The following is an 18,127-nucleotide window of genomic DNA, read 5'->3' on the forward strand; positions in this document are numbered from 1 at the left end:
ACTTTGGTGAATGGGGGGGAAGGGTGAGGCCCCCGTCCTCGCAGGTGGAGAGCTTTCCGGAGGTGGGTCTCAACGGGGTGACCGGAGTGCCGACCTCGACGGAGAGGCCGGGGCGAATGCCGATCTCGGCACCTCGCCCCAGTCTCACTTGCTGGGGATGTCCGCTTTTGCGCGGACGAGTGTCTCCCTGCTGACGATGACAATGCGTTCGTGATCGGCACGTGCGGCGTCCGCGGGCAGCTCGTTCTCGAGCGCCGCTGTGGCCTCTGTCCCGATCACGGCGAAGTTGCCGTCGCTGAGCTCGAAGATGTCGGGGCAGGTGTCGCCGGTGAGACTTCCGCGTTCGCGTGGAGACGCACCGATGCGGCGCACGATCTTCAAGGGGGATCCCGGTCCTTAGGTTTGAATAGGGTAAGGGCGGGGTAAGGGTAGCCTCCTGATACCCGGGATCCTCGCCCGCCTCATCCAACTGGCCCTATGGAACGGGTGGTTGACCCTCGGATGGCGGTTCCCCGATGACCCACCACTCGTCGGATTCGGACTCCTCCAGGTCATGGATGATGGCGTCCGTCATGTGCCCCACCTTGGCCTCGTCGGACGAGTCCTTCAGGCTGGCCCGCTGGTGACGGGTGGCGTGCCAGTACTGTCGGAAAATGGGATTGGCGCACATCACGCGAAGGTGGCCGTGCAGTTCCTCCCAGTTGACGACACCGATGCGGTACGCCAGCAGGGCGTTCGTGTAGAGCGCGTTGGCGAACAGGAACTGCCGCTGCTGAGCGGGCGAATCCGCCTCCGCGATGCTGAAGACGGCGGCCAGATCGGGATCGTCGATCGCCTTGCGCAGCAGGTAGAGCTGGAGTTCCTGCTGTTCCGCCATCATGGTGCGGCGCCAGTCGGCCCGCTCCGCGCGGTCGACCTGTATGCGGAGTTCCGCATAGCGTCGCTGCTGCGCGGCGAGCAGGGCGAAGGCCCCCGCCGCGAACGCGAGTCCCGCCCCGGTGGCGGAACTCAGTCCCCGTATGCCAAAAATCTGTGTGGCCATGTCAACCCCCGAATCAGGCGACCGTCCGCCGGTCGTCGGGTGCGGGTCGACAGGGAGCGGACCGGCGAGCGGTGGGCGGCGCGCTTGCCGTCTCCCAGGGTGCCGAGCGGCGCTGATCGGCAGGGAGGCGGAGAGGAGGCGCACAGGAGGATGCGGTGGCCGCGCGTCCCGACGCCGTGCCCAATGTGTGCCCCGCGAGCGCCGCTAACAATCGTTCACTTCGCGGCGCTTCTACGCGCACATATCCTGGGGCCGTCTTCATTCGTCGTACGGGATCCGGAGCACCGATTCGGAGTGCGGAATTCGGGCGCTGGGCGCGGACGCCGGCGAGCGCCGGTACGGACGCCGAGCGCCGGGTGCGGGCGCCGATGTGCGCCGGGCGCGGCTGTCGGCGCGGCCTGGCTGCCGAGCCCGGCGCCGATGAGTGCGGGACGCCGACATGAACGTACGGATGCGAGAGGTCGCACGTGAGCAAGCAGCAGATCCCGGTCATCGTCCTCACCGGCTTCCTGGGCTCCGGCAAGACGACCCTGCTCAATCATCTGCTGCACCGCAGCGGAGGGAGCCGTATCGGGGCCATCGTCAACGACTTCGGGTCCATCGAGATCGACGCCATGGCGGTCGCCGGGCAGCTCGGTGACTCGACCGTCTCGCTCGGCAACGGGTGTCTTTGCTGTGCCGTGGATGCCAGTGAGCTTGACGTCTATCTGGAGAAGCTTGCTCAGCCGTCCGCCCGAATCGACGTCATCGTCATCGAGGCAAGCGGGCTCGCCGAGCCGCAGGAGCTGGTGAAGATGGTGCTCGCCAGCGAGAATCCGCACATCGTGTACGGGGGGCTCGTCGAGGTCGTCGATGCCGCCGAGTTCGACTCCACCAGGGAGCGGCATCCCGAAGTCGACCGGCATCTGGGGATCGCCGATCTTGTCGTGGTCAACAAGGCCGACCGGGTGCCCGAGGCGGAGCGGGAGCGGATTCTCGGTGTCGTCCGGGGCTTCACCGATCGCGCCGCCGTGGTCCCCGCCTCGTACGGGCGCGTCGATGTGGAGCTGCTCCTCGATCGCAGGCCCGTGGGGGAGCGGGTCGGGCAGCTGTCCTTCGATGATCTGCACAGTCATCAGCAGGATGACGGCCACCACGATCACCATGACCACCTGCATGCGGGCTACGAAAGCCTCGCCTTCACCTCCGAAGTGCCTCTGGCCCCCCGCCCCTTGATGGCTCTCCTGGACAGCAGGCCGGAGGGGCTCTACCGCATCAAGGGGTACGTCGATTTCGGCGCCGCCGACCCGCGCAACAAGTACGCCGTGCACGCCGTGGGGCGGTTTCTGCGCTTCTACCCCGAGCCGTGGGCCGCGGGTGAGGTCCGGCTCAGTCAGCTCGTGCTCATCGGGTCCGGCATCGACGTACCCGCTCTGGAGAAGGAGCTTGAGGCGTGTCGTGAGTACGCCCCACAGGCCGGTGCCGATGAGCACAGCATGTGGGGCGTACTGCGGTACGTGCAGGAACCGCAGGGCGACTGACCTGACCAGAGACCAGACCTGACTACACCGGGCCCGCCACCGCCGCCACCGGCTTCGCCAGCGACACCCCGGAGCCGTCTCGGCGCGGGTCGATCTCCGGCAGCTCGGCCGGCAGGCCGGTGCGCTGGGCCGCGAGCGGCGGAGTCGGGCCCGCCCACGCGAAGCTCAGGCAGTCCTCGCCCTTCAGGAAGCGCTGGACGCGTACGCCACCCGTGGCCCGGCCCTTGCGGGGGTACTGGTCGAACGGCGTCACCTTGGCCGTCGTCTGCACCGAGTCGTCGAGCGTGCCGCGCGAGCCCGCCACCGTGAAGACCACGGCGTCCACGGCGGGATCCACCGCCACGAAGGAGATGACCTTGACGCCCTCCGCGAGCTTGATGCCCGTCATGCCGCCCGCCGGGCGGCCCTGCGGACGGACCTGCGAGGCCTGGTAGCGCAGCAGTTGGGCGTCGTCCGTGATGAAGACGAGGTCCTCCTCGCCCGTGCGCAGCTCGGCCGCGCCGACGATCCGGTCACCGTCCTTGAGGGTGATGACCTCCAGCTCGTCCTTGTTGGACGGATAGTCCGGGACCACTCGCTTGACCACGCCCTGTTCGGTGCCGAGTGCGAGGCCGGGCGAGGACTCGTCCAGGGTCATCAGACAGATCAGCTTCTCGTCCGCCTCCAGGGAGAGCAGCTCCGAAACCGGCGCGCCCCCGGAGAGGTTGGGTGCCGCAGCCGTCTCGGGAAGCTGCGGGAGGTCCACCACGGCGAGGCGCAGCAGCCGTCCCCCGGACGTCACCGCGCCCACCTCGCCGCGCGCGGTCGCCGGCACGGCCGAGACGATCACGTCGTGCTTGACGCGCTTGGTGTCGCCGTCGGAGAAGGGCTCCCCATTGGCCGTACGGGCGAGCAGGCCGGTCGAGGAGAGCAGCACGCGGCACGGGTCGTCCGCGACCTGCAGCGAGACCGTGGGGGCGGGGGTGCCCGCCGACTCCAGGAGGACCGTGCGCCGGTCCGTGCCGAACTTCTTGGCCACGGCGGCCAGTTCGGAGGAGACCAGCTTGCGCAGCTCGGCGTCCGACTCCAGGATGCGGGTCAGCTCCTCGATCTCGGCCTTGAGCTTGTCGCGCTCGGACTCCAGCTCGATGCGGTCGAACTTGGTGAGGCGGCGCAGCGGCGTGTCCAGGATGTACTGCGTCTGGACGTCGCTCAGCGAGAAGCGCTCCATCAGGCGCTCCTTGGCCTGCGCGGAGTTCTCACTGGAGCGGATGAGGCGGATGACCTCGTCGATGTCCAGGAGGGCGACGAGCAGCCCCTCCACCAGGTGCAGTCGGGCCTGCTTCTTGCTGCGGCGGAACTCGCTGCGGCGGCGCACCACGTTGAACCGGTGGTCGAGATAGACCTCGAGGAGCTCCTTGAGGCCGAGCGTGAGGGGCTGGCCGTCGACCAGTGCCACGTTGTTGATGCCGAAGGACTCCTCCATCGGCGTGAGCTTGTAGAGCTGCTCCAGGACGGCCTCGGGGACGAAGCCGTTCTTGATCTCGATGACCAGACGCAGACCGTGCGCGCGGTCGGTGAGGTCCTTGACGTCCGCGATGCCCTGCAGCTTCTTCGAGCCGACCAGGTCCTTGATCTTGGAGATGACCTTCTCGGGGCCCACCGTGAAGGGCAGTTCGGTGACGACCAGGCCCTTGCGGCGCGCTGTCACGTTCTCCACGGCGACCGTCGCGCGGATCTTGAAGGTGCCACGGCCCGACGCGTACGCGTCCTTGATGCCGCCAAGTCCGACGATCCGGCCGCCCGTGGGCAGGTCGGGGCCCGGCACGAACTTCATCAGCGTCTCGAGGTCGGCCCCCGGGTGCCTGATCAGGTGGCGGGCGGCCGCGATCACCTCGCCCAGGTTGTGCGGCGGCATGTTCGTCGCCATGCCGACCGCGATGCCTGACGCGCCGTTGACCAGGAGGTTCGGGTACGCCGCCGGGAGGGCGACGGGCTCCATCTCCTGGCCGTCGTAGTTTGGCTCGAAGTCGACCGTGTTCTCGTCGATCGACTCCGTCATCAGGGACGTCGCGTCGGCCATCCGGCACTCGGTGTACCGCATGGCGGCCGGCGGGTCGTCGTTGCCCAGCGAACCGAAGTTGCCGTGCCCGTCCACCAGCGGAAGCCGCATGGAGAAGGGCTGGGCCATGCGCACCAGGGCGTCGTAGATCGACGCGTCGCCGTGCGGGTGCAACTTACCCATGACCTCGCCGACGACACGGGCACACTTCACATAGCCGCGGTCGGGGCGCAGGCCCATCTCGTTCATCTGGTACACGATCCGGCGGTGCACCGGCTTCATGCCGTCGCGGGCGTCCGGCAGGGCGCGCGAGTAGATGACCGAATACGCGTACTCGAGGAAGGAGCCCTGCATCTCGTCGACGACGTCGATGTCGAGGATCTTCTCCTCGAACGAGTCGTCGGGCTGCGGGGTCTTCGTGCTGCGGCGGGCCATCGCTGCTGCGGCTCCTTCACGGTGTCTGCCAGGGCATCAACGGGATCTGACGCCGACCATTGTGGACTGTCCCACTGACAACGCCGACCACGACCCGGACTTCGGACCCGACTACGCCGAGCGCGGAGCGGGAACTTCACAGGTTGTCGGCACGCTTGCATACAGTGGCAGGACTGGCTGAACATCCAGCTTTTCCGCGATCGAAGGGACGTACATGCCCATGGGTCACACGGCCACGGCCGAGGCCGGCTCAGGCGGCCTGACAGCGACCGAGCACCGGCTGGCCAACGGCCTGCGCGTGGTGCTCTCCGAGGACCACCTGACCCCGGTCGCCGCGGTCTGCCTCTGGTACGACGTCGGCTCGCGCCACGAGGTCAAGGGCCGTACGGGCCTCGCGCACCTCTTCGAGCACCTCATGTTCCAAGGCTCGAAGCAGGTGCCCGGCAACGGTCACTTCGAGCTGGTGCAGGGAGCCGGCGGTTCGCTGAACGGCACCACCAGCTTCGAGCGCACCAACTACTTCGAGACGATGCCCACGCACCAGCTCGAGCTGGCCCTGTGGCTGGAAGCCGACCGGATGGGCTCCCTGCTCACCACGCTCGACGACGAGTCGATGGAGAATCAGCGGGACGTCGTCAAGAACGAGCGCCGCCAGCGCTACGACAACGTCCCGTACGGCACGGCCTTCGAGAAGCTGACCGCTCTCTCGTACCCCGAGGGCCACCCGTACCACCACACCCCGATCGGCTCCATGGCCGACCTGGACGCGGCGACGCTGGAGGACGCGCGGAACTTCTTCCGTACGTACTACGCGCCCAACAACGCGGTCCTCTCCGTGGTCGGCGACATCGACCCGGAGCAGACGCTCGCCTGGGTCGAGAAGTACTTCGGGTCCATCCCCTCGCACGACGGCAAGCAGCCGCCCCGCGACGGCGCGCTGCCCGACACCATCGGCAAGGAGCTGCGCGAGGTCGTCGAGGAAGAGGTCCCGGCCCGCGCCCTGATGGCCGCCTACCGCCTCCCGGAGGACGGCACGCGCGCGTGCGACGCGGCCGACCTGGCGCTCACGGTCCTCGGCAGCGGCGAGTCGTCCCGGCTCTACAACCGGCTCGTACGCCGCGACCGCACGGCCGTGGCAGCCGGGTTCGGCCTGCTGCGCCTCGCCGGTGCCCCCTCGCTGGGCTGGCTGGACGTGAAGACGTCCGGCGATGTCGAGGTCCCCGTCATCGAGGCGGCCGTCGACGAGGAGCTCGCCCGCTTCGCGGAGGAGGGCCCCACCGCCGAGGAGATGGAGCGCGCCCAGGCGCAGCTGGAGCGCGAGTGGCTCGACCGGCTCGGCACGGTCGCGGGACGCGCGGACGAACTGTGCCGGTACGCCGTCCTGTTCGGCGACCCGCAGCTCGCCCTGACCGCCGTGCAGCGGGTCCTCGACGTGACCGCTGAGGAGGTCCAGGCGGCCGCCGCGGCCCGCCTGCGCCCGGACAACCGCGCGGTGCTCGTGTACGAGCCCATCGCGGCACCTGAAGCCGCCGAAGCCACCGACGAGGACGAAGAGGAGGCGGCGCAGTGACCGAGGCCGCGACGATGCAGTTCCACCCGCAGCCCCAGGCGGGCACCGCACGGCCGTGGGCCTTCCCCGCGCCCGAGCGCTCGGCCCTGGACAACGGCCTCACGGTGCTGCGCTGCCACCGCCCCGGCCAGCAGGTCGTCGCCGTGGAGATCCACCTGGAGGCGCCGCTCGACGCCGAGCCCGCGGGCCTCGACGGTGTCGCCACGATCATGGCGAGGGCCTTCAACGAAGGCACCGACAAGCACTCCGCCGAGGAGTTCGCCGCCGAACTCGACCGCTGCGGCGCCTCGTTGGACGCGCACGCCGACCACCCCGGTGTGCGGGTGTCCCTCGAAGTCCCGGTCTCCCGGCTCCCGAAGGCGCTCGGCCTGGTCGCCGACGCCCTGCGGGCCCCCGCCTTCGCGGACAGCGAGGTCGAGCGCCTCGTGAGCAACCGCCTGGACGAGATCCCGCACGAGAGCGCCAACCCGGCGCGCCGCGCTGCCAAGGAGCTCTCCAAGCAGCTCTTCCCGGCGACCTCGCGGATGTCGCGCCCCCGCCAGGGCACCGAGGAGACGGTCGCGGCCATCGACTCGGCGGCCGTGCGCGCCTTCTACGAGAAGCATGTCCGTCCCGCCACGGCCACCGCCGTCGTCGTGGGCGACCTGACCGGCACGGACCTTGACGCCGTACTCGCCGACACCCTCGGCGCCTGGACGGGCGGCACGGCCGAGCCGCGTCCGGTGCCCCCGGTGACCGCCGACGACACCGGCCGTGTGGTCATCGTGGACCGCCCCGGAGCCGTCCAGACGCAGCTTCTGATCGGCCGCATCGGCGCGGACCGGCACGACCGCGTCTGGCCCGCCCAGGTGCTCGGCACGTACTGCCTGGGCGGCACCCTCACCTCGCGCCTCGACCGCGTCCTGCGCGAGGAGAAGGGATACACCTACGGCGTACGGGCGTTCGCCCAGGTCCTGCGCTCCGCACCGGACGGCACGGGCGCCGCGATGCTCGCCATCAGCGGCTCCGTGGACACGGAGTCGACGGGCCCGGCTCTCGACGACCTGTGGAAGGTGCTGCGCACCCTGGCCGCCGAAGGCCTCACGGACGCCGAGCGCGATGTCGCCGTACAGAACCTGGTGGGTGTGGCCCCGCTCAAGTTCGAGATGGCGGCGTCCGTCGCGGCGACCCTCGCCGACCAGGTCGAGCAGCACCTGCCGGACGACTTCCAGGCGCAGCTGTACCGGCAGTTGGCCGCGACCGGCACCGTGGAGGCCACCGCCGCCGTCGTGAACGCCTTCCCGGGCGACCGGCTCGTGACGATCCTCGTCGGCGACGCGGCGCAGATCGAGGAGCCCGTCAAGGCCCTCGGCATCGGTGAAGTGAGTGTGGTCACGGGCTGAATGACGGTCACGGGCTGAGGGACAGTCAGGACATATCGGGACCCCAGTGGCGGGAATTGGCTGCTGGGGTCCTCATATGTCCGAATTGCTATGGAGGTTACGTGTCTGACCTGTGGCGTGCGCTACAAAACCTCTGATCCGTTTGGCGATGGAAAGACGCCCCGCTTAGCGTCTGGTCCGGCTGTTCGTCATGCAGTACGCCGCGTCCGCGGCACCGGACAGTCATCGCCGAGTCCCCGTACGGCGCGAGCCAGGGGAGCCGGGGACCCACATGTCCCCTGGGGTGAATCGGGCACCTTGCCGCGAGGCGAGGAACCCGTAGGAGACCTTCCTGCTCCGAACCCGTCAGCTAACCCGGTAGGCGAGAAGGAAGGAAAGGATCAGCCGCTTCATGGCGTTCACCCGTGCCACCGGGAAGCACCGTCGCCCGAGCCGCCTCACGCGTACCACCGCGAACGTGGCGGGCGTCGCCGCCCTCACCACCACCGGTGTCATCGGAGGCCTCGCCGCTCCGGCGCTCGCCGCCGATGAGGCCGCCGTCGAGAAGACGGGCCTGACCCAGGCGATCTCCGTCGGCGACTCGCTCGCCGCCAGCATCGACGCCCAGGCTGCCGCCCAGCAGCAGGCCGCCGACGACGCCGCTGCCGCCAAGAAGGCCGAAGAGGCCGCCAAGAAGAAGGCCGCCGAGGCCAAGCGCAAGGCCGAGGCCGAGGCGAAGGCGAAGGCCAAGAAGGAGCGCGAGGCCAAGGAGCGCGCCGCCCGCGAGGCCGAGCGCAAGCGCCTCAACAGCTACGTCTCCCCGATCACCGGCTCGTCCATCTCCACGGGCTACCAGACCGGCGGCGCCATGTGGTCCTCCGGCAGCCACTCCGGCGTCGACTTCCACGCCGCGTCCGGCACCACGGTCCACGCGGTCGGCTCCGGCACCGTCGTCGAGGCCGGCTGGGGCGGTGCCTACGGCAACAACGTGGTCATCCAGATGAACGACGGCACGTACACGCAGTACGGCCACATGTCGTCCCTCAGCGTCACCGTCGGCCAGGCGGTCACCCCGGGCCAGCAGATAGGCCTCTCCGGCTCCACCGGCAACTCGACCGGCCCGCACCTCCACTTCGAGGCCCGCACCGGTCCGGACTACGGCTCGGACATCGACCCGGTCGCCTACCTCCGGTCGCACGGCGTCAACGTCTGATCTGATTCATCGAAAGCCCCGGCTCATAGAGAGCCGGGGCTTTCGTCGTTCCAGGCTCGCCTTTGGCCAAAAAATATCCATGGATTCCGACCCGCCGTCGGAAATTCACACGCTCTGCAATAGAGTCACTGAATGAGCGTCAATCGACCGCGTTTCGCGGGGATTAAGGCGGAGGTCAGGTCATGCGCATTCCTGCGCACTCGGTATGCACGGCCATCCGGGACGACATCGTCTCCGGTGTCTACGAACGGGGTGGCCGGCTCACCGAGGAACTGCTCGCGCGCCGCTACGGAGTCTCCCGCGTCCCGGTGCGCGAAGCGCTGCGCACCCTGGAGGCCGAGGGGTTCGTCGTCACGCGCAGGCACGCGGGCGCGTGCGTCGCCGAGCCGACCGAGCAGGAGGCGGCCGACCTCCTGGAGATCCGCATGCTCCTCGAACCGCTCGCCGCGGCCCGTGCCGCGCAGCGCCGCACCGAGGCCCATCTGAAGGTCCTGCGCGGCCTCGTCAGGCTCGGCCAGGAGCGTTCGAGGCGCGGTCAGAGCGAGGATCTGCGCTCGCTGGGCGGCTGGTTCCACGAGACGCTCGCCCAGTCGTCCGGCAGCCCCGGCCTCACCGCGCTGCTCACCCAGCTGCGGCACAAGATCGCCTGGATGTATGTCGTCGAGACGCCGGCCGCCCCCGCGGAGTCCTGGGCGGAGCACGCGGCGATCGTCGACGCGGTGGCGCGCGGCGACGCGGAGCGGGCCCGTGCGCTCACCGCGCAGCACACGGAGCGGGCGACGGCCGCGCACCGGCTGCGGTTCGTGCCGCGGGGCGAGCGCGAGCGGGAACGCGATCGCGTGAGGGGTTCGCAACATGTCGTAAACACGGTGAGCCTGCAGAATTAACAGGGGCGCCGTATACAAAGAAGTGCTATTCGACGGGGGATTGCGAGGCGGCTATTTCTGCTGCCCGCATTCGGCGATATCCCCTGCCTTTATTCGGTTGCGTTCGGCGGTGCTCGGGAAGCGGACGCAAATATGCCGAAGGACCCGCCCCCTGTTCCGGGCGGGCCCTTCGGCGTATGCGTGCGACAGTCGCTGTCAGACGGTCTCGGGGAGTTCCTCGAGGCCGTCGGCGACCAGCTTCGCCAGACGGTCGAGGGCGGCGTCCGCACCCTCGGCGTCGGAGGCGAGCACGATCTCCTCGTTGCCCTGCGCGCCCAGGCCGAGCACCGCGAGCATGGAGGCGGCGTTGACCGGGTTGCCGCCGACCTTGGCGATCGTCACGGGGACGCCGGCGGCCGTGGCCGCGCGGACGAAGATGGAGGCGGGTCGGGCGTGAAGGCCCTCGGCCCAGCCGACGTTGACGCGGCGCTCAGCCATGTGTTGCTGCCCTTCCAGGTGTCTCACAGTTGTCTAGACCAGTCTCTCATGCCGTCGTGAGTGCTCCGCCGACCGAGGGACCGTGCTCCAACGACCGTACGTCGTACCCTGGCCCCATGCAGACCCCGTCGGACCGGCACGCATACCCCTCCCACTGGGAAGCCGACGTCGTGCTCCGTGACGGGGGAACCGCCCGGATCAGGCCCATCACGGCCGAGGACGCGGACCGCCTGGTCAGCTTCTACGAACAGGTCTCGGACGAGTCGAAGTACTACCGCTTCTTCGCCCCCTACCCCCGGCTGTCCGCCAAGGACGTGCACCGCTTCACCCATCACGACCAGGTGGACCGGGTGGGCCTCGCGGCCACGGTGGGCGGCGAGTTCATCGCCACCGTGCGCTTCGACCGCATCGACGAGCGCGGCATGTCCGCGAGCGCGCCCGCCGACGAGGCGGAGGTCGCCTTCCTCGTGCAGGACGCCCACCAGGGCCGGGGCGTGGCCTCGACTCTCCTCGAACACATCGCGGCCGTCGCCAGGGAGCGCGGCATCCGTCGCTTCGCCGCCGAGGTGCTGCCCGCCAACACCAAGATGATCAAGGTGTTCACGGATGCGGGCTACCAGCAGAAGCGCAGCTTCGAGGACGGTGTCGTACGCCTCGAATTCGACCTGGAGCCGACCGACCGCTCGCTCGCCGTGCAGCGCGCCCGTGAGCAGCGCGCCGAGGCGCGGTCCGTGCAGCGGCTGCTGACACCGGGCTCGGTCGCCGTGATCGGCGTCGGCCGCACACCCGGCGGCGTGGGGCGCAGCGTGCTGCGCAATCTGCGCGACGCGGGCTTCACGGGGCGCCTGTACGCGGTGAACACCGCCTTCGAGGAGGGCACCGAGGTCGACGGGGTGCCCGCGTACCGCTCCGTCCTTGACATCGACGAGCCCGTCGAGCTCGCCGTCGTCACCGTGCCCGCCGAGCGGGTGCCGCAGGCCGTCGCCGACTGCGGTGAGCGCGGGGTGCTCGGCCTCGTCGTGATCTCCGCCGGGTACGCGGAGAGCGGCGCCGAGGGGCGTGAGCGGCAGCGGGGGCTGGTGCGGCAGGCGCGGTCGTACGGCATGCGCATCCTCGGCCCGAACGCCTTCGGGGTCATCAACACGTCCCCGGAGGTGCGGCTCAACGCCTCGCTGGCTCCGCATCCCCCCGAGCGCGGCCGGATCGGCCTGTTCACCCAGTCCGGCGCGATCGGCATCGCCCTGCTGTCCGGGCTGCACCGGCGAGGCGCCGGCCTCGCGACGTTCGTCGGATCCGGGAACCGCGCGGACGTGTCCGGGAACGACGTCCTTCAGTACTGGTACGAGGACCCCGACACCGATGTCGCCCTGATGTACCTCGAATCCATCGGCAACCCGCGCAAGTTCACCCGCCTCGCGCGCCGCGCCGCGACCGCGAAGCCGCTGGTCGTGGTGCAGGGGGCCCGGCACAGCGGGATCGCGCCCACGGGGCACGCGGTGCAGGCGACGCGGCTTCCGCACGCCACGGTGTCGGCGCTGCTGCGGCAGGCGGGCGTGATCCGGGTCGACACCGTCACGGAGATGGTCGACGCGGGGCTGCTGCTCGCGGGGCAGCCGTTGCCCTCCGGGCCGCGGGTCGCCATCCTCGGCAACTCCGAATCCCTCGGACTTCTTACGTACGACGCGTGTGTCGCCGACGGGCTGCGGCCGCTCCCTCCGCGGGATCTCACCACGGGGGCGACCCCGGCGGACTTCCGCGCCGCGCTTGCCGAGGCTTTGTCGGACGAGTCCTGCGATGCCGTGATCGTCACCGCGATTCCCTGGGTGGGGGAGGACGGGGTCACGGGGTCGCCCGAGGGCGAGGAGCTGGCCACTGCGCTGCGCGCTGCGACTGTCGGTTGCCCCGCGAAGCCGGTAGCCGTGGTCCACGTAGAGCTGGGCGGGCTCGCCGAGGCGTTGGCCGCTGCTACGAGGACTCGCCCTGACGCCGCTGTTTCGGCACCCGGCAGCGGCGGTTGTGCCCACCCGTTCCGCCCTGCGGAACGTCTGCCCACAACCGAGACAACCAGGACAAGCGGGGCAACCGAAGCGCCCCCCGCGGAGCAGTACCGCATCCCCGCCTACCCCGCCGCCGAGCGCGCAGTCCGTGCCCTCGCCGAAGCCGTCAAGTACGCGCAGTGGCGGCGCGAGGCCGCCGAGCCGGGGAAAGTGCACGAGTACGACGACATCGACGAGAGTGGGGCCGCCGGCCGCATCGCCGAGCTGCTCGCCAAGGACGAGGACCCGCGCGGTGCCACCCTCGCCCCGGCCGACGCCCATGAACTGCTCGGGCGGTACGGCATCGCCGTACGCGAGGCGCTGCCCGCGCCGGATCCGGACGCGGCCGTGGCCGCCGCCCGCACGCTCGGCTACCCCGTGGCCCTGAAGACCACAGCCCCGCACCTGCGGCACCGCGCCGACCTCGGCGGTGTGCGGCTCGACCTCGCGGACGAGGAGCAACTGCGCCGGGCGTACCGCGAATTGACCGACGCCTTCGGCAGGCCCGCCGAGCTGCGGCCGGTCGTCCAGGGCATGGTGCCGCGCGGAGTGGACACCGTCGTCCGCGCGGTCATCGACCCGGCGGCCGGAGCGGTGCTCTCGTTCGGACTCGCCGGCGCCGCGTCCGAGCTGCTCGGCGACACCGCGCACCGCCTGATCCCGGTCACCGACCGCGACGCGGGCTCCCTGGTCAGATCCATCCGGACCGCCCCGCTCCTGTTCGGCTGGCGCGGCTCGGCGCCCGTGGACACACCGGCCCTGGAGGAGCTCCTGCAGCGGGTGTCCCGGCTCGTGGACGATCACCCCGAAGTGGTCGCCGTCTCCCTGGAGCCCGTGGTCGTCGCCCAGCGAGGCCTCTCCGTGCTCGGCGCGTCCGTCCGGCTCGCACCGCCACCCGTGCGCAGCGACCTCGGCCCGCGCACGCTTCCCGGGTACTGACGCGGCCACTGGGGCACCGTGCGCCCTCCGGCGGGTCGTAGGATGGACGGCATGGCAAAGACCGGTACGACGACCCAGGGGCTGCGCGCGGCGATCGAGCGCAGCGGCTACTACCCGGCCCTCGTGGCCGAGGCGGTGGAGGCCGCGATCGGCGGCGAGCCCATCGGGTCGTACCTGGTCCACCAGGAGACCACGTTCGACGCGAACGAAGTGCGCCGGCATGTGACCGTCCTCGTCCTGACCGGTACGCGCTTCATCGTCAGCCACACGGACGAGCAGGCGGCGGACAGCACGTCCCCGACGCCGTACGCGACGACCTCCACGGAGTCCGTGAAAATCGGCCGGATCTCGTCGGTCGTCGTCAGCCGAGTCGTCGCCAACCCGGAGAAGTACGTGCCGGGGTCGCTGCCCCGTGAGGTCGTTCTCACCATCGGCTGGGGCGCCGTCTCGCGCCTCGATCTTGAGCCCGCCGCGTGCGGCGACCCCAACTGCGAGGCGGACCACGGCTACACGGGCAGCTCGACCGCCGACGACCTGAGCCTGCGGGTCAGCGAGGCCGGTGACGGCCCGGACGCCGTGCGCCAGACCCTGGCCTTCGCCCAGGCCCTGTCCGAGGCGACCGCGGACACCACGCGCTGATGTCCCTGCCCGCCTGGGACGACGTAGAGCCGCTCGCCCTCGACACCGCGCCCCTGCCCGAGTACGGCGCGGGCTCGCTCGCCGATCTGCTGCCCACACTGGTCGCCCACCAGGGAGTGGAGGGCTTCGCACCCGTCATCGGCGAGCTCGCCCCGGCCGACCGGAACTGCGTCTTCCTGATCGACGGCCTCGGCTGGCAGCAGCTCATCGCCCACCCCGAAGAGGCCCCCTTCATGGCCTCGCTCATCAGCTCCTCCCGTGGTGGCACGGGACGCCCGATCACCGCCGGGTTCCCCGCGACCACCGCCACGTCCCTGGCCTCGGTCGGCACGGGCCTGCCGCCCGCCGCGCACGGCCTGCCCGGCTACACCGCCCGCAACCCCGCCACCGGCGAGCTGATGAACCAGCTTCGCTGGTACCCCTGGACGGACCCGCGCAAGTGGCAGCCGTACCCCACGGTGTTCCAGCAGGCCCACGCGGCGGGCGTGCACACCGCCCAGGTCTCGTCGCCCACCTTCGAGAACACCCCGCTCACCAAGATCGCCCTGAGCGGCGGCAGCTTCCGCGGCAGGCTCTCCGGAGAGGACCGCATGGACCTCGCCGCCGAGCAACTGGCCGCCGGTGACCGCTCCTTGGTCTACACGTACTACGCGGAGGTGGACGGCAAGGGCCACCGCTTCGGTGTCGACTCCGACGCCTGGCGCGGCCAGCTCATGTACGTCGACCGCCTGGTCCAGCGCCTGGCCGAGCAACTCCCGCCGCGCAGCGCCCTGTACGTCACCGCCGACCACGGCATGGTCGACATCCCCTTCGACGAGCAGTCCCGCATCGACTTCGACGAGGACTGGGAGCTGCGCGCGGGCGTGGCCCTCCTCGGCGGCGAGGGCCGAGCCCGCCATGTGTACGCGGTGCCGGGCGCCGAGAACGACGTACTGACCGTCTGGCGCGAGGTGCTCGGCGAGCAGTTCTGGGTGGCGAGCCGCGACGAGGCGATCGCGGCGGGCTGGTTCGGCGCGCCCGGCGTCTGTGACGAGCGGGTGTACGGGCGCATCGGCGACGTCATCGCGGCGGCCCACGACGACGTGGCGATCATCGCCACCGAGAGGGAGCCGAAGGAGTCCGCCCTGGTGGGCATGCACGGCTCCATGACCCCCGTCGAGCAGCTCGTCCCGCTGCTCGAAGTACGCTCCTGAACGACCCGCCCCGCCCCAACACTTCGTACGCCTCGAAAGGCCTCAACTCCCCATGCCCGAGCTGGTGTTCTTCTCCGGAACGATGGACTGCGGAAAGAGCACCCTGGCTCTGCAGATCGAGCACAACCGCTCGGCACGCGGCCTGCAGGGGATGATCTTCACTCGTGACGACCGCGCGGGCGAGGGCAAGCTCTCCTCGCGGCTCGGGCTCGTCACGGACGCGGTCGAGGCCGCCGACGACTTCGACTTCTACGCCCATCTGGTCGACCATCTCTCGCAGGGCGGCCGCGCGGACTATGTGATCGCCGACGAGGCGCAGTTCCTCGCCCCCGAGCAGATCGACCAGCTCGCCCGGGTCGTCGACGACCTGGGCCTCGACGTCTTCGCCTTCGGGATCACCACGGACTTCCGCTCCAAGCTCTTCCCCGGCTCGCAGCGCCTGGTCGAACTCGCCGACCGTGTCGAGGTGTTGCAGGTCGAGGCGCTGTGCTGGTGCGGCGCGCGTGCCACGCACAACGCCCGCACCATAGGCGGCGCGATGGTCGTCGAAGGCGCGCAGGTCGTCGTCGGCGACGTCAACCAGGCGGAGGACGAGGTGGGTTACGAGGTGCTCTGCCGCCGTCACCACAGGCGCCGGATGACGGCGGCGACCTCGCGCGCCGGTGCCCTGTCGCCGGACGTGCTTCCGGTCGACACGGCAGCCGGCGGCTGAGTCAGGACTCCGGGCGCAGGTCCGAACGTACGAGGGTGAAGACCGCGCCCTCCGGGTCGGCGACCGTCGCCACCCGGCCATGGGTGCCGACCCGTGCGGGGTTGATGACATGGCCGCCGAGTTCGATGACCCGGTCCACCGACTCGTCCACATCGGCGACTTCGAAGTACGTCATCCAGTGCGCGCCCCGGTCCTGCGGCAACGCCTGGCCCACGCCGTGCACGGAGGCGACGGCCTGGTCGTCGACCTTGAGCGTCACATAGTCGAAGTCGGCCGAGACGACCGCCTCCTCCTCGTGGCCGAACACGGCTTGGTAGAACTTGACGACACCCGCCGTCTCCGGTGTCACCAGCTCGTTCCAGGCGGGCGCGCCGGGCTCCCCGACGATCGCGGCGCCCAGATGCTCGGCCGCCTGCCAGATCCCGAACACCGCACCGGCCGGGTCGACGGCGATGGCGAGCCGTCCGGCCGGGCCCGCGTCCAGCGGGCCGACGCCGATGGTGCCGCAACAGTGCCGCACCGACTCGGCGGTGGCGTCCACGTCGTCCGACGCCAGATACGGCGTCCAGGCGATCGGCAGATGGTGGTCGGGCGGCAGCTGGCCGATCCCGGCGACCTCGTGGCCGTTGAGCAGCGCCCGCACATAGGGCCCGAGCTGCTCGGGCCCCGGCTGGAACTCCCAGCCGAACAACGCTCCGTAGAACTCCTGGGTCGTGGCCAGGTCGTGCGCCATCAGGCTCACCCAGCAGGGTGTGCCGGGCGCGCGGCGGACGGCCCCCGCGCCGTCACGCTGACCCGTCGACCCCCGTGCCTCCGTCATCGTCACTCTCTCCTCGGCCCGTCGTGGTGGCCGCTCGGCTCCGCTGTCGACCGCGCGTGCCTGTGCCGCGCGTGTGCCCGCCCGTGCAGATGCTCGCACCACCTGAGTCGCCGCGCGTCCCGGCCGCGCCGTCATGCCGCGGCTCCGCACGCAGAATGCCCGGTTCGCCGTCCCTCTTCCGTTGACGCGTGATGGCTCGGTGGTGTCGATCGACTGCACACGGCGTGCCCGGGTCCGTACGCCGCGTGTTCGGCGGTCGTCCGGCGGAGCAGGGTAGCCGGACCGGGGCGATGCGGCCACCCTGTACGCAAGGATGGTGCCTATGAATGCCATCATCTCCGCATCCGAACTCGCGAGCGACTTGGCGGGCGAGAACCCGCCAGTGCTGCTCGACATCCGCTGGCAGCTCAGCATGGCCAAGGCGGCGGGCGCCCCCGCCTTCGACGGACGGGCCGAGTACCGGGCAGGGCACATCCCGGGCGCCGTCTTCGTCGACCTCGACGCCGATCTCGCGGGAAAGGCCGGCTCCGCGGGGCGGCACCCGCTGCCGGACGTGGAGCACTTCGGAGCGGTGATGCGGGCGGCCGGGGTCTCGGCGGACCGCGACGTCGTCGTGTACGACGGCGGGCAGGGCTGGGCCGCGGCACGCGCCTGGTGGCTGCTGCGCTGGACGGGTCACCCCTCGGTGCGTGTCCTTGACGGTGGGCTCGCCGCGTGGGCCGGGCCGCTGGAGCCGGGCGATGAGCACCCGGCCGAGGGAACCTTCGCCCCCGTCACGAACACCACGGACCTCCTCGACGCCGACGCCGCGGCGGCGCTTGCCCGCTCCGGCCTCCTCCTGGACGCCCGCGCGGCCGAGCGCTACCGCGGTGACGTCGAGCCGATCGACCGCGTGGGCGGCCACATCCCGGGCGCCGTCTCCGCGCCGACCACGGAGAACGTCACGGCGGACGGCACCTTCAGGCCCGCCGCCGAACTGGCGGACCGCTTCAACTCCCTGGGCGCGTCCGGCACTTCCGAGGTGGGCGTGTACTGCGGCTCGGGCGTCTCCGGGGCGCACGAGGTGCTGGCGCTCGCGGTGGCGGGCATCCCGGCCTCGCTGTACGTCGGTTCGTGGTCGGAGTGGTCGTCGGACGAGTCCCGTCCGGTGGCCAAGGGCCCGGACCCGCAGTAGCGGCTCGGAACGCCGCTGGGGCCCCGCACTTGAACGGTGCGGGGCCCCAGCGACGTACTACGAGACGT

General features: G+C 70.7%; 15 protein-coding genes and 1 riboswitch. Of the genes, 10 read left to right on the forward strand and 5 right to left on the reverse strand.

Going from position 1 to position 18,127, the window contains the following annotated elements:
* Positions 1 to 144: 144 nt before the first annotated feature.
* Positions 145 to 381, reverse strand: coding sequence for a hypothetical protein (locus OG453_RS28210; protein ID WP_266871328.1), 237 nt, complete (start codon positions 379 to 381; stop codon positions 145 to 147).
* A 94-nt stretch (positions 382 to 475) separates the two neighbouring features.
* A complete protein-coding gene (locus OG453_RS28215; RefSeq protein WP_266871329.1) occupies positions 476 to 1,042 on the reverse strand; it encodes a DUF6082 family protein in 567 nt (188 codons plus the stop codon).
* 467 nt (positions 1,043 to 1,509) lie between these two features.
* On the opposite strand from OG453_RS28215, the gene OG453_RS28220 reads away from it, so the two are divergent.
* Positions 1,510 to 2,562, forward strand: coding sequence for a GTP-binding protein (locus OG453_RS28220; protein ID WP_266871331.1), 1,053 nt, complete (start codon positions 1,510 to 1,512; stop codon positions 2,560 to 2,562).
* Positions 2,563 to 2,584: 22 nt separating this feature from the next.
* Here the strand turns inward: OG453_RS28220 and OG453_RS28225 are convergent, their stop codons facing one another.
* Positions 2,585 to 5,038 carry a DNA topoisomerase (ATP-hydrolyzing) subunit A gene (locus OG453_RS28225; protein ID WP_266871332.1) on the reverse strand — a complete coding sequence of 818 codons (2,454 nt, stop codon included), beginning with the start codon at positions 5,036 to 5,038 and terminating at the stop codon, positions 2,585 to 2,587.
* Positions 5,039 to 5,252: 214 nt separating this feature from the next.
* Here OG453_RS28225 and OG453_RS28230 point away from each other — a divergent pair, with 214 nt between their 5' ends.
* The 4 genes from OG453_RS28230 (at position 5,253) to OG453_RS28245 (ending at position 10,069) form a co-directional block, all read left to right on the forward strand.
* Positions 5,253 to 6,608, forward strand: a complete 1,356-nt coding sequence (locus tag OG453_RS28230) for a pitrilysin family protein (protein WP_266871333.1) — start codon at positions 5,253 to 5,255, stop codon at positions 6,606 to 6,608.
* Positions 6,605 to 7,990, forward strand: coding sequence for a pitrilysin family protein (locus OG453_RS28235; protein WP_266871334.1), 1,386 nt, complete (start codon positions 6,605 to 6,607; stop codon positions 7,988 to 7,990). Before OG453_RS28230 ends, OG453_RS28235 begins: the two co-directional genes overlap by 4 nt.
* A gap of 216 nt (positions 7,991 to 8,206) precedes the next feature.
* A riboswitch (cyclic di-AMP (ydaO/yuaA leader) is annotated at positions 8,207 to 8,369 on the forward strand.
* Positions 8,370 to 8,381: 12 nt separating this feature from the next.
* Complete coding sequence (locus OG453_RS28240) at positions 8,382 to 9,182, forward strand: M23 family metallopeptidase (RefSeq protein WP_266871335.1); 801 nt, start codon at positions 8,382 to 8,384, stop codon at positions 9,180 to 9,182.
* Between the two features lie 182 nt (positions 9,183 to 9,364).
* On the forward strand, positions 9,365 to 10,069 hold the full coding sequence (locus tag OG453_RS28245; RefSeq protein ID WP_266871336.1) for a GntR family transcriptional regulator: 705 nt from the start codon (positions 9,365 to 9,367) through the stop codon (positions 10,067 to 10,069).
* Positions 10,070 to 10,264: 195 nt separating this feature from the next.
* Here OG453_RS28245 and OG453_RS28250 read toward each other — a convergent pair whose 3' ends face one another.
* On the reverse strand, positions 10,265 to 10,546 hold the full coding sequence (locus OG453_RS28250; RefSeq protein ID WP_266871337.1) for an HPr family phosphocarrier protein: 282 nt from the start codon (positions 10,544 to 10,546) through the stop codon (positions 10,265 to 10,267).
* Positions 10,547 to 10,662: 116 nt separating this feature from the next.
* Here OG453_RS28250 and OG453_RS28255 point away from each other — a divergent pair, with 116 nt between their 5' ends.
* The 4 genes from OG453_RS28255 to OG453_RS28270 are packed head-to-tail and all read left to right on the forward strand — an operon-like array spanning position 10,663 to position 16,065.
* Positions 10,663 to 13,521: a bifunctional GNAT family N-acetyltransferase/acetate--CoA ligase family protein gene (locus OG453_RS28255; protein WP_266871338.1), complete on the forward strand. Its 2,859-nt coding sequence runs from the start codon at positions 10,663 to 10,665 to the stop codon at positions 13,519 to 13,521.
* A 42-nt stretch (positions 13,522 to 13,563) separates the two neighbouring features.
* Positions 13,564 to 14,160 (forward strand): DUF5998 family protein, encoded by a 597-nt coding sequence (locus OG453_RS28260; RefSeq protein ID WP_135331050.1) that lies wholly within the window; start codon positions 13,564 to 13,566, stop codon positions 14,158 to 14,160.
* On the forward strand, positions 14,160 to 15,353 hold the full coding sequence (locus OG453_RS28265; protein WP_266871339.1) for an alkaline phosphatase family protein: 1,194 nt from the start codon (positions 14,160 to 14,162) through the stop codon (positions 15,351 to 15,353). Before OG453_RS28260 ends, OG453_RS28265 begins: the two co-directional genes overlap by 1 nt.
* A 52-nt stretch (positions 15,354 to 15,405) precedes the next feature.
* A complete protein-coding gene (locus tag OG453_RS28270; protein ID WP_266871340.1) occupies positions 15,406 to 16,065 on the forward strand; it encodes a thymidine kinase in 660 nt (219 codons plus the stop codon).
* Position 16,066: 1 nt separating this feature from the next.
* Here OG453_RS28270 and OG453_RS28275 read toward each other — a convergent pair whose 3' ends face one another.
* The gene (locus tag OG453_RS28275; protein WP_266871341.1) at positions 16,067 to 16,885 is read right to left on the reverse strand and encodes a VOC family protein; all 819 of its coding nucleotides are present in this window, start codon (positions 16,883 to 16,885) and stop codon (positions 16,067 to 16,069) included.
* Positions 16,886 to 17,207: 322 nt separating this feature from the next.
* Between OG453_RS28275 and OG453_RS28280 the strand changes: the two genes are divergently transcribed.
* Positions 17,208 to 18,059: a sulfurtransferase gene (locus OG453_RS28280; protein ID WP_266871342.1), complete on the forward strand. Its 852-nt coding sequence runs from the start codon at positions 17,208 to 17,210 to the stop codon at positions 18,057 to 18,059.
* Positions 18,060 to 18,127 lie beyond the last annotated feature (68 nt).

It is taken from the genome of Streptomyces sp. NBC_01381 (assembly GCF_026340305.1).
Lineage (GTDB): Bacteria > Actinomycetota > Actinomycetes > Streptomycetales > Streptomycetaceae > Streptomyces.

Bases quoted from the DNA above. Each gene is read 5' to 3' on its own strand.
- OG453_RS28215 (WP_266871329.1), bottom strand. From the start codon at position 1,042: ATGGCCACACAGATTTTTGGCATACGGGGACTGAGTTCCGCCACCGGG.
- OG453_RS28225 (WP_266871332.1), bottom strand. From the start codon at position 5,038: ATGGCCCGCCGCAGCACGAAGACCCCGCAGCCCGACGACTCGTTCGAG.
- OG453_RS28230 (WP_266871333.1), top strand. From the start codon at position 5,253: ATGCCCATGGGTCACACGGCCACGGCCGAGGCCGGCTCAGGCGGCCTG.
- OG453_RS28240 (WP_266871335.1), top strand. From the start codon at position 8,382: ATGGCGTTCACCCGTGCCACCGGGAAGCACCGTCGCCCGAGCCGCCTC.
- OG453_RS28245 (WP_266871336.1), top strand. From the start codon at position 9,365: ATGCGCATTCCTGCGCACTCGGTATGCACGGCCATCCGGGACGACATC.
- OG453_RS28250 (WP_266871337.1), bottom strand. From the start codon at position 10,546: ATGGCTGAGCGCCGCGTCAACGTCGGCTGGGCCGAGGGCCTTCACGCC.
- OG453_RS28255 (WP_266871338.1), top strand. From the start codon at position 10,663: ATGCAGACCCCGTCGGACCGGCACGCATACCCCTCCCACTGGGAAGCC.
- OG453_RS28260 (WP_135331050.1), top strand. From the start codon at position 13,564: ATGGACGGCATGGCAAAGACCGGTACGACGACCCAGGGGCTGCGCGCG.
- OG453_RS28265 (WP_266871339.1), top strand. From the start codon at position 14,160: ATGTCCCTGCCCGCCTGGGACGACGTAGAGCCGCTCGCCCTCGACACC.
- OG453_RS28270 (WP_266871340.1), top strand. From the start codon at position 15,406: ATGCCCGAGCTGGTGTTCTTCTCCGGAACGATGGACTGCGGAAAGAGC.
- OG453_RS28275 (WP_266871341.1), bottom strand. From the start codon at position 16,885: ATGACGGAGGCACGGGGGTCGACGGGTCAGCGTGACGGCGCGGGGGCC.
- OG453_RS28280 (WP_266871342.1), top strand. From the start codon at position 17,208: ATGAATGCCATCATCTCCGCATCCGAACTCGCGAGCGACTTGGCGGGC.